Source organism: Ornithobacterium rhinotracheale DSM 15997, from assembly GCF_000265465.1.
GTDB lineage: Bacteria > Bacteroidota > Bacteroidia > Flavobacteriales > Weeksellaceae > Ornithobacterium > Ornithobacterium rhinotracheale.
Map to the genome: position 1 here is coordinate 1,785,359 of NC_018016.1, position 13,451 is coordinate 1,798,809.

Annotated in this window: 12 protein-coding genes; 5 read left to right on the forward strand and 7 right to left on the reverse strand. The window is 38.3% G+C overall.

Translation table 11 applies throughout. From position 1 onward, the window contains the following. Positions 1-64 precede the first annotated feature (64 nt). The 6 genes from thrS to ORNRH_RS08605 form a co-directional block, all read right to left on the reverse strand. Complete coding sequence (thrS, locus tag ORNRH_RS08580; RefSeq protein ID WP_014791458.1) at positions 65-1,984, reverse strand: threonine--tRNA ligase; 1,920 nt, start codon at positions 1,982-1,984, stop codon at positions 65-67. A gap of 92 nt (positions 1,985-2,076) precedes the next feature. Next, positions 2,077-3,051 carry an ABC transporter ATP-binding protein gene (locus tag ORNRH_RS08585; RefSeq protein WP_014791459.1) on the reverse strand — a complete coding sequence of 325 codons (975 nt, stop codon included), beginning with the start codon at positions 3,049-3,051 and terminating at the stop codon, positions 2,077-2,079. Then, positions 3,051-3,803, reverse strand: coding sequence for a DUF3108 domain-containing protein (locus ORNRH_RS08590; protein ID WP_014791460.1), 753 nt, complete (start codon positions 3,801-3,803; stop codon positions 3,051-3,053). The genes ORNRH_RS08585 and ORNRH_RS08590 overlap by 1 nt, the downstream gene beginning before the upstream one ends. A 66-nt stretch (positions 3,804-3,869) precedes the next feature. After that, complete coding sequence (locus ORNRH_RS08595) at positions 3,870-5,693, reverse strand: 2-oxoacid:acceptor oxidoreductase subunit alpha (protein WP_014791461.1); 1,824 nt, start codon at positions 5,691-5,693, stop codon at positions 3,870-3,872. Then, complete coding sequence (locus ORNRH_RS08600; protein ID WP_014791462.1) at positions 5,693-5,929, reverse strand: NifU family protein; 237 nt, start codon at positions 5,927-5,929, stop codon at positions 5,693-5,695. Before ORNRH_RS08600 ends, ORNRH_RS08595 begins: the two co-directional genes overlap by 1 nt. Before the next feature lie 12 nt (positions 5,930-5,941). After that, positions 5,942-7,057 (reverse strand): Mrp/NBP35 family ATP-binding protein, encoded by a 1,116-nt coding sequence (locus ORNRH_RS08605; RefSeq protein WP_014791463.1) that lies wholly within the window; start codon positions 7,055-7,057, stop codon positions 5,942-5,944. Between the two features lie 366 nt (positions 7,058-7,423). On the opposite strand from ORNRH_RS08605, the gene ORNRH_RS08610 reads away from it, so the two are divergent. The 4 genes from ORNRH_RS08610 (at position 7,424) to ORNRH_RS08625 (ending at position 11,018) form a co-directional block, all read left to right on the forward strand. Continuing rightward, entirely contained in the window at positions 7,424-8,092 is a 669-nt protein-coding gene (locus ORNRH_RS08610; RefSeq protein ID WP_014791464.1) for a YceI family protein, read from the forward strand. 125 nt (positions 8,093-8,217) lie between these two features. Further along, entirely contained in the window at positions 8,218-9,240 is a 1,023-nt protein-coding gene (gene pheS, locus ORNRH_RS08615; RefSeq protein ID WP_014791465.1) for a phenylalanine--tRNA ligase subunit alpha, read from the forward strand. A gap of 12 nt (positions 9,241-9,252) precedes the next feature. Then, the gene (locus ORNRH_RS08620) at positions 9,253-10,491 is read left to right on the forward strand and encodes a serine hydrolase domain-containing protein (protein WP_014791466.1); all 1,239 of its coding nucleotides are present in this window, start codon (positions 9,253-9,255) and stop codon (positions 10,489-10,491) included. 11 nt (positions 10,492-10,502) lie between these two features. Further along, positions 10,503-11,018: an NUDIX hydrolase gene (locus tag ORNRH_RS08625; RefSeq protein WP_014791467.1), complete on the forward strand. Its 516-nt coding sequence runs from the start codon at positions 10,503-10,505 to the stop codon at positions 11,016-11,018. A 65-nt stretch (positions 11,019-11,083) separates the two neighbouring features. On the opposite strand, the gene ORNRH_RS08630 is transcribed toward ORNRH_RS08625, so the two are convergent. Beyond that, a complete protein-coding gene (locus ORNRH_RS08630) occupies positions 11,084-11,905 on the reverse strand; it encodes a M48 family metallopeptidase (RefSeq protein WP_014791468.1) in 822 nt (273 codons plus the stop codon). Between the two features lie 222 nt (positions 11,906-12,127). On the opposite strand from ORNRH_RS08630, the gene ORNRH_RS08635 reads away from it, so the two are divergent. Continuing rightward, complete coding sequence (locus tag ORNRH_RS08635) at positions 12,128-13,450, forward strand: M16 family metallopeptidase (protein WP_081484561.1); 1,323 nt, start codon at positions 12,128-12,130, stop codon at positions 13,448-13,450. The last annotated feature ends 1 nt before the right edge of the window (position 13,451 follow it).

The following is a 13,451-nucleotide window of genomic DNA, read 5'->3' on the forward strand; positions in this document are numbered from 1 at the left end:
TTAAATCTTTGATGTTGCAAATATCGTAATATTTAAGAAATTTTACAATATTAAAACACTGATTTTAAACATTTAATTCTTTTTCCAATAGCGATTTAAAATCTTGAATGCTGAAACTTCCTAAATCCCCCTCGCCATGTTTACGAACAGACACGGTTCCATTTCCTTCCTCTTGCTCGCCAACAATTAGCATATAAGGCACTTTGTTGATTTCGGCATCACGGATTTTTTTACCCGTTTTTTCGGCACGAGCATCTACACTTCCAGCAATGTTTACATCTTGTAATTCATTTAAAACTCTGTAGCTATAGTCTAAATATTTATCACTGATAGGCAGAATTTTAAACTGCTCTGGCGCCAGCCATAGTGGCAAGTTTCCGCCAGTGTGCTCGAGCAAAATCGCTACGAAACGCTCCATAGAGCCAAATGGCGCACGGTGAATCATCACTGGACGATGTTTCTCGTTGTCGCTACCAATATAGCTTAAATCAAAACGCTCAGGCAAGTTGTAATCTACCTGAATGGTTCCGAGCTGCCAGCTGCGTCCAAGTGCATCTTTTACCATGAAATCCAATTTTGGACCATAGAAAGCCGCTTCGTTATATTCAATTTTATAATTTAATCCTTTTTCTTTAGCTGCTGTAATAATGGCATTTTCTGCTTTATTCCAGTTTTCTTCTGTCCCGATGTATTTTGAGCGGTCTTCTTGGTCTCTGAGCGATACTTGTGCTGTAAAATTCTCAAATCCAAGCGAACCGAATACATACAATACCAAATCAATTACTTTTTTAAACTCATCAAGCAACTGGTCTGGCGTACAGAAAATGTGGGCATCGTCTTGGGTGAATCCGCGCACGCGAGTAAGTCCATGAAGCTCACCACTTTGTTCGTATCGGTAAACGGTTCCAAATTCCGCAAAGCGTTTTGGCAAATCACGATACGACCACTGTGCCGAATTGTAAATCTCGCAGTGGTGCGGGCAGTTCATAGGTTTTAATAAAAACTCCTCTCCTTCGTTTGGTGTTTTGATAGGTTGAAAGCTATCTGCACCATATTTTTCATAGTGTCCAGAAGTTACATACAAATCTTTGTGCCCAATGTGTGGCGTTACTACCATTTCGTAGCCCGCTTTTTGCTGAGCTTTTTGTAAGAAAGCCTCAAGTTTGCGTCTCAAAGCAGCTCCTTTTGGCAACCACAATGGCAAGCCTGCACCTACTTTTTCAGAAAAAGTGAAAATTCCTAATTCTTTACCTAATTTTCTATGATCTCGGCGTTTAGCTTCTTCCAGATTTTCTAAATATTCTTTTAGTTCTTTTTGTTTTGGGAACGAAATTCCATAAACACGAGTAAGCTGAGGATTTTTTTCGTTTCCTCTCCAGTAGGCTCCCGCAGCGTTCAAGATTTTCACAGCTTTTACAAGACCAGTGTGCGGAATGTGCCCGCCACGACAAAGATCTGTAAAGTTTTCGTGCGTACAGAAAGTGATAGAGCCATCTTCCAAATTCTCGATTAATTCGGTTTTAAAAGGGTTATTAGCATATACTTTCAACGCCTCTTCTTTGCTCACGGGATAGAGTTTAAACTCGCTTTTAAGTTTGGCGTGTTCCAGCATTTTCTTTTCGATTTTTTCGAAATCTTTTTCAGAAATTGCTTCATCGCCAAAGTCAATGTCATAATAAAACCCATTTTCTATGGCAGGACCAATGGTGAGTTTTGCGTTGGGGTAAAAGTCCAAAATAGCCTGCGCTAACAAGTGCGCAGAAGAGTGCCAAAAGGCTTTTTTACCAAGCTCATCGTTCCAGGTTAATAGTTGCACTTCGGCATCTTGCGTGATAGGCGTGGTGATTTCTACTTGTTTTCCATCTACTAATGCAGATATTACATTTCTTGCCAAGCCCTCGCTGATGCTTTGTGCAATTTCTAATGGAGTGACTTGCTGTTCATACGATCGAACACTTCCGTCCGGTAATTTGATATTAACCATATATTTGTTTTAGATAAGTGGCAAATTTAAACAATTTTAAGATTAAACTTAATTTTTTATTTTACTATAATTAAAAAAAAGTTTTTGAGGGCTTAATTCTTTACAAAACGATAATTTTGAATCTCGATAGATAAAGCTTCTCCTTTGGTGTATGGCTCATCGGCATAGCAAATTACTTGCGTGCCATCGACATCAAGTGTGATTTCGTAACCTCGCCCCACGAATCTGCTGTGTTTCACGGTAGAAGAAACGCCGTAATTCGATATTTTGATTTCGTGTAAATAACTTAAACACTTTTCGCCATTTGGATTATTGATGTTTAATTTTTGGCAGTCGGTCTCGTCCCAGTAATTCACTTTTCCAAAAAGTTCGGCTACATACAAATCCTTTGGAGAAAGGTACACATCTTTTGGCGTACCGATTTGTAGAATTTCGCCCTCTCGCATAATGATTAAGCGATCGGCATAGCCAAGTGCATCATCGGCACGGTGCGAAGAAAAAAGAACGCCCATGTTTTGCTCCTCGCAATATTCCATCAATTGCTGTCGAATTTTGATGTGCAATGCAGCATCTAGATGGCTAAATGGTTCGTCCAAAATCAGCATTTTGGGCATTTTGGCAAGGGTGCGAGCAATGGCAACACGCTGCTGCTGCCCACCACTTAATTCTACGGGTTTTCTGTGGGCAAAATCTGAAAGCGAAAGTACTTCCAAGATTTCGCTTACACGCTGTTTTTTCTTGTTTTGATAAATGTTACTCAAGTGTTTCCCTACATTTTCAGCCACAGTCATATACAACGACAAATCGAAATCTTGTGCCACATATTTCATATCGTCGTGCCCAGGAATGAGCTGTAATTTAGGGCCTTTGACTTTATCTCCATTAAAGATAATTTCGCCCTCATCGGGGTCTAGAATACCATAAATCAACTTTAATAAAGTAGATTTTCCACTTCCGCTTTCGCCCAAAATACAGGTGCGTTCGGTGCTATCTATTTCAAAATCAATATTTCTTAAAACGGAAACATCCGTAGTATAGTTAAAGTAAAGGTTTTTTACACTCAGCATTATTTAAAAACTAGGGGAGTTTGGATGTTTTTATATTCGTAGAGAGACATTTTTAGAGAGCCTACTGCTAATTCTGCTTGTAGCAAAATAGGAATCAAATTGGCATCGTCGCTTACCCAAATTGTGACACTTTCTTGCTCTTTAAACACGCGACCACTCTGCACATAAGGGCGCATTTTGATACATTTGATGGTGCCAAATCGAGATTTAATATTTTCTCTGCCTAAAACTTTTAGCTTAAATGGATAAATTTGTCCATCCATAAAGACATTGATGTTTTTGGTGCCTCCCACAGCAAAATCTGTGTTGGCAATGGTTCTGAGATAATAAAATGCAGAAAGCATGTCTTGAATCTCTGTGTTGTAGCTATAAGTGGTTTTTTTTCCATTTTCTAGATTATGCTCATAAACATATCTTTTGTTATGATCAAAGTTTAAAACCTTGTTTTTGGTATAGCCCCCTTCGTTAATATCTCGAATGAATTTGCTCGGTTTAAAGGTAAGCTTGTCTATAAAAGTTTCATAGCGATCATCTACTTTAAAGAAAACGCGCACAGCTCCACTGGAGCTACCTTTTCCTACGATGTGCCAATGAGGAGACCCATTGTGTTTCACCTCTTTAGCCTTTAGGGTAGCAAAACCAGCATTTAAGAAACCATAATGAACTCTGTATTTTAGAAATTCACCATCTTTGGTTTGTGCTTGAGCAAAACTAAGCGTCAAGATGATGAAAAGTAAGAATGCTTTTTTCATTTTTATTAATTTTTAACAATGTGTAGGCAAAATCTTTGCCAAAATACAGCGTTCACGGTATAGATACTATTTGATCAATTCTTTTACACCCTCATAAATTTCGGTAGCCGTAAACGGCGTTCCTTTAGTTTTATTTAATTTTAAAGCATTTACCAAGAATTCATCTCGTATCAATTTCACCAATTGCCCTTGATTGATTTCAGGGACAATCACATATTTATGTTTAGCTAAAATTTCGCCTAAGTTTTTAGGGAATGGGCATATGTAATTCAGCTGGACATGTGCTACCGAAATTCCATCTTGAGCAAGCAGAGGAGTGGCTGCCAAAATAGAGCCGTATGTGCTTCCCCACCCTAAAATCAATACATCGGCATTTTCATCGCCACATTCGTAGGTAGCTTGTGGAATAAAATCCTGAATTTTATTGATTTTTTCTGCCCTTTGTTTTACCATAAATTCATGGTTATCTGGATTGTAGCTCACGTCACCAGTTAAGTTTTGTTTTTCCAGTCCTCCCACGCGGTGTTCCAATCCTGGCATGCCAGGGATAGCCCAATCTCTCACGCCATTTTCATCTCTTAAATAAGGCAAGAAAGGATCTTTGTTTTGTGGAGAAACTGTTTTTGGGTGAATTTCTTGCAAATCTTCGGCAGTTGGGAATTTCCAAGGTTCAGAGCCATTACCTAAATAGCCATCAGATAGCAACATCACGGGGGTCATGTGCTCAAGCGCAATGCGACATGCCTCGTATGCCATTTGGAAACAATCTCTTGGCGATTTGGCAGCAATCACCACGAGCGGAGCCTCACCATTTCGTCCATGCACGGCTTGCAGTAAGTCGGCTTGTTCTGTTTTGGTTGGCAAACCAGTAGAAGGCCCTCCACGCTGAACATTTACGATTACAGACGGTAATTCAAGCATGATGGCAAGTCCTATGGCTTCTGTTTTTAGAGCAATTCCAGGTCCTGATGAGGCAGTAACGGCTAAATCTCCCGCATACGAAGCTCCAATAACCGATGCCATTGCCGCAATTTCATCTTCTGCTTGAAATGTTTTTACGCCTAAATTTTTATATTTAGCTAAATGGTGCAAAATATCTGAGGCTGGCGTAATTGGATATCCGCCATAGAATAAATCTAGTTTTGCTTTTTGTGCCGCTGCCACAAGTCCAATGGCTAGTGCGTGATTTCCCGTAATATTTCGGTATTTTCCTGCGGGCATCTTGGCGGGCTTTACTTCGAATCTTTCCGTGAATGTATCGCTGATTTCTCCAAAGTGATATCCAGCCTTTAATACCTTAATATTGGCATCTAAAATTTCGGGCTTGTTGCCAAATTTATTTTTCAAAAAGTCGATAGTGAAATCTAGCGGACGACTATATAACCAATACACAAAACCGAGCGCAAACATATTTTTAGTTCGGTCTTTGTCTTTGGTGCCTAGTTCAGAATCCTTCAAAGCTTCGTTAGTCTGTTGCGTAATGTCGATTTCGTAGACTTTGGCATGTTTTCTCACCTCATCAAGTGGATTATTTTCCACTTTGGCAAGTCTTAAATTTTTAGCATTAAAGCCTTCGGTATTGGCAATTACAATTCCGTTGGGTTTTAATTTAAATTGATTTTTGATGAGAGCCGCAGCGTTCATGGCAACTAAAACATCGCATCCATCTCCCGGCGAGGTGATTTTGACACTACCAAAATGCAATTGAAATCCCGAAACGCCTGCAATGGTGCCACCTGGGGCACGGATTTCGGCAGGGAAATCTGGAAATGTACTTATGTCATTACCAATGTGTGCAGAGGTATTGGTGAATTGTGAACCCGTGAGCTGCATACCATCACCCGAATCTCCAGCAAAGAGGATTACTACTTGTTTTAGTTCTGTTTTCACTACGATTGTAAATTTATAATTTCTTTAATTTCTGGGGCGTGTTTTTTTATGGTCATTTCCACGCCAGATTTTAGTGTCATTTGGTTTACACTGCAGCCCATGCACGCACCGAGCAGGCGCACGGTAACGATGTTGTCTGCAATGTCGATGAGTTCGATGTCGCCCCCATCTGATTTCAAGAAAGGTCTAATCTCGTCTAATGCCTTTTGTACTTTAATTCTTAAATCTTCTTGCATAAAATTTAAACTTTATTGGGTTGAACATCCAGCCATGGTGGTGATACGTACGATTTCAGTCGGTGGTAAATTTGTGTTTCTTTCCGCCAAGCTTTCAATCATGTTTTTAGCAATATTTCGGTAAGCCTCGCTTGCAATGGTATTGCCTTGCAATGCGGCAGGTCTTCCCACATCGCTCGCCTCGCGAATGCTTTGAACAATTGGCACTTCTCCTAAGAACGGAACGCCGTTTTGCTCGGCTAAGTTTTTAGCTCCATTTTCGCCAAAAATGTAGTATTTATTATCAGGTAATTCTGCCGGTGTAAAGTAAGACATGTTTTCTACAATACCTAAAACAGGAACATTGATGGCATCTAGTTTAAACATGCCGATACCTTTTTTAGCATCAGAAAGTGCCACCTGCTGTGGCGTACTGATGATAACTGCACCCGTGATAGGAAGTTGCTGAACAAGTGATAATTGAATGTCGCCTGTTCCCGGAGGTAAATCAATGATAAGGAAATCTAATTTCCCCCAATTTGCTTCGTGAATCAATTGTTGTAAAGCCTTAGAAGCCATTGCTCCACGCCAAACAATTGCTTGCTCTGGATCGGCAAAAAATCCGATAGAAAGCAATTTTACGCCATAACTTTCCACAGGTTGAATTTTTGAAACGCCATCTACTTCAACCGATTGTGGTTTAGCATTTTCTACATCAAACATCAACGGGATAGACGGCCCGTGGATGTCGGCATCAAGCAATCCCACCGAAAAGCCCATGTTTTTAAGGCTAATCGCAAGGTTAGATGAAAGGGTAGATTTTCCTACGCCTCCTTTACCAGACGCTACTGCGATGATGTTTTGAACGCCGTCTAATTTCTTGCCTAAAATCTTTGGGTTTTCAGGCGAAACGGGAGCCTGTTTTGGGGTAGGCTTGGCAGTAACTTTGATTGCCAAATCCGCTTCAGGTAATTTATCTTTGATGGCAGCAGTAAGTGCCTCTTCCAATTTCTTTTTGTCGTGCATAGTAGGCGAAGGAGACTCCGCATCAATCATGATTTTGCCTCCCATAATTTGCAGGTTTTTCACCCACTGCATAAGCCCCATGGCTTCTAAAATGTCTTTTATGTCGTTTTTTGTAATACTCATAGATAAATCTGTATTATGCAAAGGTAAAAATAAATATTATAAGTGGTATTAGGAAATAAAGTTAAATAGATTTTCTCACCACGTGAATAGAAAAAATGGATTTTTGCCTATTTTTTAAAAACTAAAAATCGGATTTCGGTGTTTTTTACATCATTAAGAACTTGGATTTTTAATTAATTGTTGTCATTCTAAACTTGATTCAGAATCGTGAAAAGAAATTGAGGAAAGGCGTTTTTTTGTATTATCTTCTGATTGTGAGTGTTTTGTTTAGTTTTTTCGTTGGTGGAAAGGGAAATTTAATTGAAGGTGTTATGATTTATATCATTTTTTTTACTATCTTTGTAAAAACACAAAATTTTTTAATTTATGAAGAAATCAGTTTTAGTAGTATTAGCAGCCGGTTTAGTAGGTTTTACTTCTTGTGAGAAAAAACAAGCAGTTGAGGCTACAGATGCTGTAGAGGTAACCAATCAGCCAAGCGAGAGCGCAAGTCTTTTTGCAGTGAATACTGAAAAATCAAATGTAGAATGGCGTGCCTTTAAATTCTATGAATCTGAAAACAAAGAAGCAGGACACAACGGATTTTTTAAATTTAAATCGGGTGAGGTAGGAGTAGAAAACGGAGTGTTGACTTCGGGAACTTTCACTATCGATGTAGCGAGTTTAGAGAGTTTAGACTTAAATGATGATCCAGATAGCAAAGCAAAATTGGACGGACATTTAAAGTCTGAAGATTTCTTGCATGTAGAAAAATATCCAGAAGCTACTTTTGTAATCACTTCTGTAAAACCAATCGAAGGGGAGTACAATACAGAAATTAGCGGAAATTTAAAACTAAGAGAAATTGAGAAAAACATCACAGTAAAAGCAAATGTTTCTGTAGAAGGAGATCAATTACAATTGAATTCAGAAGAATTTAGCATTAACAGAAAAGATTTCGGCGTTAATTTCGAAGGAAAGCAAGGTGTCGTAATTCGTGACAATGTTGCATTGAAGGTGAACATTCTAGCAGATAAGGAAGTTAGCGTGAAATAAGCTTCGATAAAATATTTTAAATAATTGAAAATTAAGCCGTTCATGTTTTGAACGGCTTTTTTTATGTGCATTTCCCAATGAATTAAGTATGAATTTTGTATTTTTGGGCTTTAATCTAGCAAAAGATGATAGAAGAAATAAAATCTTACTTACAGGAGATTGAGCAGTTTAGCTCTGAGAAAGCAGCAGAAATCGAAGAATTTAGAATAAAATTTTTGGCTAAAAAAGGTTTGTTGAACGGTCTTTTTGCCCGTTTCAAAGAAGTGCCTAACCAAGAGAAAAAAGAAGTGGGGCAAGCACTTAATCAATTAAAGCAAAAAGCTACCGAAAAAATCAACGCCTTAAAATCTCAAAATGCTGGTGGCGAGTCGCAAAGCCAAAAAGAGGATTACACCAAGCCAGGGGAGCCGTTTATTTTAGGAAGCAAGCACCCAATCAGCATTGTAAAAAATAGAATTATTGAGATTTTTAAAAGAATCGGTTTTGCCCTATCAGACGGGCCAGAAATCGAGGATGATTGGCATAATTTTACTGCACTGAACCTACCTGAATATCACCCTGCAAGGGACATGCAAGATACTTTCTTTATTCAGCAAAATCCAGATGTTTTGTTGCGCACGCACACATCATCTGTTCAGATTCGCTACATGGAAAACAACGAGCCGCCGATTAGAATTTTGTCACCAGGTCGTGTGTATAGAAACGAAGCGATATCTGCGCGTTCGCACTGTATGTTCCACCAGATTGAGGGGCTTTACATTGATAAAAATGTATCTTTTGCTGATTTAAGGCAAACTTTGCAATACTTTACCACTGAGCTATTCGGTAAGTCAAAAATCAGACTTCGTCCATCGTATTTCCCATTCACTGAGCCAAGTGCTGAGGTAGATGTTTACTGGGGATTGGAGACAGAAACCGATTATAGAATGACGAAAGGTACTGGCTGGCTCGAAATCATGGGATGTGGTATGGTAGATCCTAATGTGCTTAAAAATGTAAATATCGATCCAGAAGAATACAGCGGATTTGCTTTTGGTCTTGGTTTAGAGCGTATTGCGTTGCTTTTATACCAAATTAGTGATATTCGTATGTATTTTGAAAGCGATGTGCGATTCCTAGAGCAGTTTAAAGCCGAAATGGGAATGTAAAGGAGCACTTCCATGCGATTGATTTTTTATACACTATGCGTTGCATTGCTTTTTGCGTGTAATTCCAAAAGCGATGCAACTTCGCCTGTGGGCTCAAAAGAAGCATTGTCCTACCCTGTTTATGCTAAACCAGATGTAAAGTTACCATATAATAAAAAAGCTTTGGCTGCGTTTAAGCGTGAAAAAAAATCGTATTTAGATGCTTTTTATAAAAATTATTGGGAAGCCAATAAAGTGAGTGGAGGGCTTTTGGTTGCCAAAAATGGCGAAATTATTTATGAAAAGTACATAGGCTTTTCGGACAAAGAAAAAAATAAAGCATTAACCCAAGACACGCCGATTCATTTAGCCTCTATTTCCAAGGTTTTGACGGGGGTGGCGGTGTTGCGTTTGGTGCAAGAAAATAAATTAAAGTTAGACCAATTGGTGTCAAATGTTTTGCCTGCTTTTCCATATAAGGATGTCACGATTCGTGATTTGCTCACGCATCGTAGCGGTTTGCAAAACTATGCTTATTTTCAGCCGCACAAGCGATTTTGGAGAGAAGATAAAATGAAAAACAATTATGATGTGCTAGAATATTTAGCAAATGGTTTATGCCAAGTTCATAATCAGCCCAATAAAAACTTTAGCTATAGCAATACCAATTATGCCCTTTTGGCTTTAATCATAGAAAAGGTAACAGGAGAGCGTTATCCCATTGCGATGCAAAAAATGGTTTTTGAGCCATTTGGGATGAATCATACATTTGTGTTCGATTACAAAAATCCACGAGAGGTTTCAAAATCCTATACTTTTAAAGGAGAATTGTGGCCAGAAAGCGATTTAGATGCCATTTATGGTGATAAGAATATATATTCAACGCCCAGAGATATTTTGCAACTCGACCGAGCAATGTATGCCGATAATTTCTTGACGCCAGAGCTGAAAACTTTGATGAAAAAAGGCTATAGCAACGAGAAAGAAGGCGTGAAAAATTATGGACTAGGTATCCGAATGATGCAATGGGATTCTGGCGATAAGTTGTTGTACCACAATGGGTGGTGGCATGGGAATTACACTAGCTATGTGCGTGGGGAGCAAGATACGCTCACCATTGTGGCTCTTGGCAATCAGCGGAACCGCTCGGTGTATTCTGCGTTTTCATTAGCGGGAGTTTTAGGGAAATATCCCGTAGATTTAGAAAAAGTAAAAAATGCCCATTTACTGAACGAAAGTCATAGAGATAGTTTAACTTTGCAAGCTGAATAAACCTATTTAAAATGGCAGAATTATTTAAATATTGTCTCAATTGTGGTTCCGAGAATCATGAATTTATCAATTCTCACCGTTTCGAGTGTAAGGATTGTGATTTTGTTTATTATCACAATATGGCAGCGGCTGTAATGGTGATTATTGAGCGAAACGGAAAATATCTTTTTACCGTAAGAAATAACGAACCTGCTAAGGGGAAATTGGATTTTCCAGGTGGTTTTGTAGATCCAGGGGAGACCGCGGCAGAGGCGGTAGTGCGCGAGCTAAAAGAGGAATTGGATTTAGATTTAAATATTGGTGATTTGCAATTGATCGACACGGAGGCAAATGATTATTTGTTTAAAAATATTCCTTATCGCACACTTGATGTCATTTTTAAAATTGTGCTCGACCACGATGTGGTGCTCAAAAAAGAAGATTCAGAAATTCAAGATGTGATGTGGCTAAGCGAAGATGAAATAGATTTAGATAAAATCGGATTTCGCTCAATGCGAAAAGTAGTCGAAAAACATGTTTTGAAATAAAAATTAAAAAACGCTCAAGCAATTGAGCGTTTTTTTTTGAACTTTTATTTTTTTATAAAAATGATTTAATTGAGGCTAACCTGCTTGCCTGTAGCTTGGTTATAAAGTTGTAATGCTTTTGGCAGTTCAGCCTTTAATTGTTCAATTCTTCGACCTGGGTTAGGGTGCGTAGAGAGAAACTCTGGCGGACGACGACCGTTGCGAGTTTGAGCTTCCATTCGTTCCCAGAATTTAGGAGCTTCTCTAGGGTCATATCCTGCCATAGCCATTAAGGTAAGCCCAATTCTATCTGCCTCTAATTCAGCTTGTCTTGAGTATGCCAAGATTCCTACCTGTGCACCCACGGGATACAGCGAATTAAACACATTTCTATATCTATTATCGTTTATAGCCATGTTCCCAGCTACTTGCAAACCTTGAGCAATCAATGCCTGAGTGGCACGCTGAGCACTATGCTGAGCCAAGGCATGGGTGATTTCGTGCCCCATAACCACAGCTACACCGTTGTCGTTTTGGCAAACGGGCATAATCCCAGTATAGAAAGCTACCTTGCCCCCTGGCATACACCAAGCATTTAATTGATTATCTTCGATTAAGTTATACTCCCACTGGTAGCCGTTTAAAAAATCTAATTTATTTTGAGCTTTTAGATATCTTTCCACAGCACCTTGTATATTTTTTCCCACGGTTTTCACCATGGCAGTTTGCTTTTTATTGGTAGAAAGTTTTTGAGTTTTTAAAACTTGTTGATATTGTTGTAAAGCCATTGGGATCAAAGATTCATTGCTCACCAACAGAAAGTTAGATTTTCCCGTAATGGGATTTTGCGTACATGCAGCGATGAGCATGAGAAACATAATTACAAGACCAAATGCTGTTTTCTTCATAGTTAATTGTGTTTTTGCGTTTACTTTCAATTATTGTTCCAAATAGATTGTTTGTTTTTTTATACTGAATAAATTAAATCCAAAATTAAATAGGATTTTAGTTTTAAATCATCGTTAAAGAATGAATGCAAAAATAATAAAAAGTTAATGGTTTAATGTGAAAAAAACTTATCTTTACGCGCATCATTTTTAATAAAGTAAAATAAATTTTATATAATGACAATGAAAAAAGTTTTATTGGGTGCATTTTTGGCGGGAGCAAGCCTTTTGACCAATGCACAAAAAATTGATTACGAGGAGTATGATTTATCTAATGGATTGCATGTAATTTTGCACAAAGATACTTCTGCACCTACGGTAATCACCTCGGTAATGTATCATGTGGGAGCCAAGGATGAGCGACCAGATAGAACAGGTTTTGCACACTTTTTTGAGCACCTTTTGTTTGAAGGAACCGAGAACATTAAGCGTGGCGAGTGGGACAAGATCGTTTCTTCTAACGGGGGACAAATGAATGCTAACACCACAGATGACCGTACTTATTATTACGAAATTTTTCCTTCAAATAATTTACAGTTAGCCCTTTGGATGGAATCAGAAAGAATGTTCCACCCAGTGATCAACCAAATTGGGGTAGATACCCAAAATGAGGTGGTGAAAGAAGAAAAGCGTATGCGTGTGGATAACCAACCTTACGGAAATATGATGAAGGCTATCAAAGAAAATATGTTCCAAAAACACCCATACAAGCACACTACCATTGGGGAAATGGAGCATTTAGATGCAGCAACTTTAGATGAGTTTAAAGCTTTCTTTAAGAAATTCTATATTCCAAACAATGCGGTGCTTGTCGTGGCAGGAGATTTTGATGTGGCACAGGCTAAAAAATGGATTCAAGAGTATTTTGGAGACATTCCAGCAGGACCAGCCATTGAGCGTCCGCACATTCAGGAAGATCCGTTTACTGGACAAAAAGAAGCTAAATTCTATGATCCAAATATCCAAGCCCCAATGTACATTTTGGCGTTCAGAACACCAAGTATGAAGGAGAGAGATGCTTATGTTCTAGACATGATTTCTCAAATCTTAAGCGGTGGAAAAACAGCGAGACTCTACAAAAATATGGTAGACAATAACAAGATTGCATTAGAAGCGGCTTCTTTCAATTATGGGCAAGAAGATTATGGTACTTATATGTTCTATGCTTTGCCTATCGGAAAAACAAGCAAGGAGCAAATCTTGAAAGCTTTTGAAAAAGAAATTAAAGATTTACAAACTAATTTAATTTCTGAGAGAGAATACCAAAAGGTGGAAAACTCTTTTGAAAATTCATTCGTAAATCAAAACAAAAACATTTCTGGTATCGCGAGTTCATTGGCTACCAATTATATGTTGTACGGAGACACTTCTTTAATCAACAAAGAAATTGAAATTTACCGTTCAATCACAAGAGAGGAAATTAGAGAAGTAGCAAGAAAATACTTCAATTTAAATCAATCTTTGATTTTGGAATATTTACCAGAACAAAAAAATGATAAAAAATAAA

Bases quoted from the DNA above. Each gene is read 5' to 3' on its own strand.
- thrS (WP_014791458.1), bottom strand. From the start codon at position 1,984: ATGGTTAATATCAAATTACCGGACGGAAGTGTTCGATCGTATGAACAG.
- ORNRH_RS08585 (WP_014791459.1), bottom strand. From the start codon at position 3,051: ATGCTGAGTGTAAAAAACCTTTACTTTAACTATACTACGGATGTTTCC.
- ORNRH_RS08590 (WP_014791460.1), bottom strand. From the start codon at position 3,803: ATGAAAAAAGCATTCTTACTTTTCATCATCTTGACGCTTAGTTTTGCT.
- ORNRH_RS08600 (WP_014791462.1), bottom strand. From the start codon at position 5,929: ATGCAAGAAGATTTAAGAATTAAAGTACAAAAGGCATTAGACGAGATT.
- ORNRH_RS08605 (WP_014791463.1), bottom strand. From the start codon at position 7,057: ATGAGTATTACAAAAAACGACATAAAAGACATTTTAGAAGCCATGGGG.
- ORNRH_RS08610 (WP_014791464.1), top strand. From the start codon at position 7,424: ATGAAGAAATCAGTTTTAGTAGTATTAGCAGCCGGTTTAGTAGGTTTT.
- pheS (WP_014791465.1), top strand. From the start codon at position 8,218: ATGATAGAAGAAATAAAATCTTACTTACAGGAGATTGAGCAGTTTAGC.
- ORNRH_RS08620 (WP_014791466.1), top strand. From the start codon at position 9,253: ATGCGATTGATTTTTTATACACTATGCGTTGCATTGCTTTTTGCGTGT.
- ORNRH_RS08625 (WP_014791467.1), top strand. From the start codon at position 10,503: ATGGCAGAATTATTTAAATATTGTCTCAATTGTGGTTCCGAGAATCAT.
- ORNRH_RS08630 (WP_014791468.1), bottom strand. From the start codon at position 11,905: ATGAAGAAAACAGCATTTGGTCTTGTAATTATGTTTCTCATGCTCATC.
- ORNRH_RS08635 (WP_081484561.1), top strand. From the start codon at position 12,128: ATGAAAAAAGTTTTATTGGGTGCATTTTTGGCGGGAGCAAGCCTTTTG.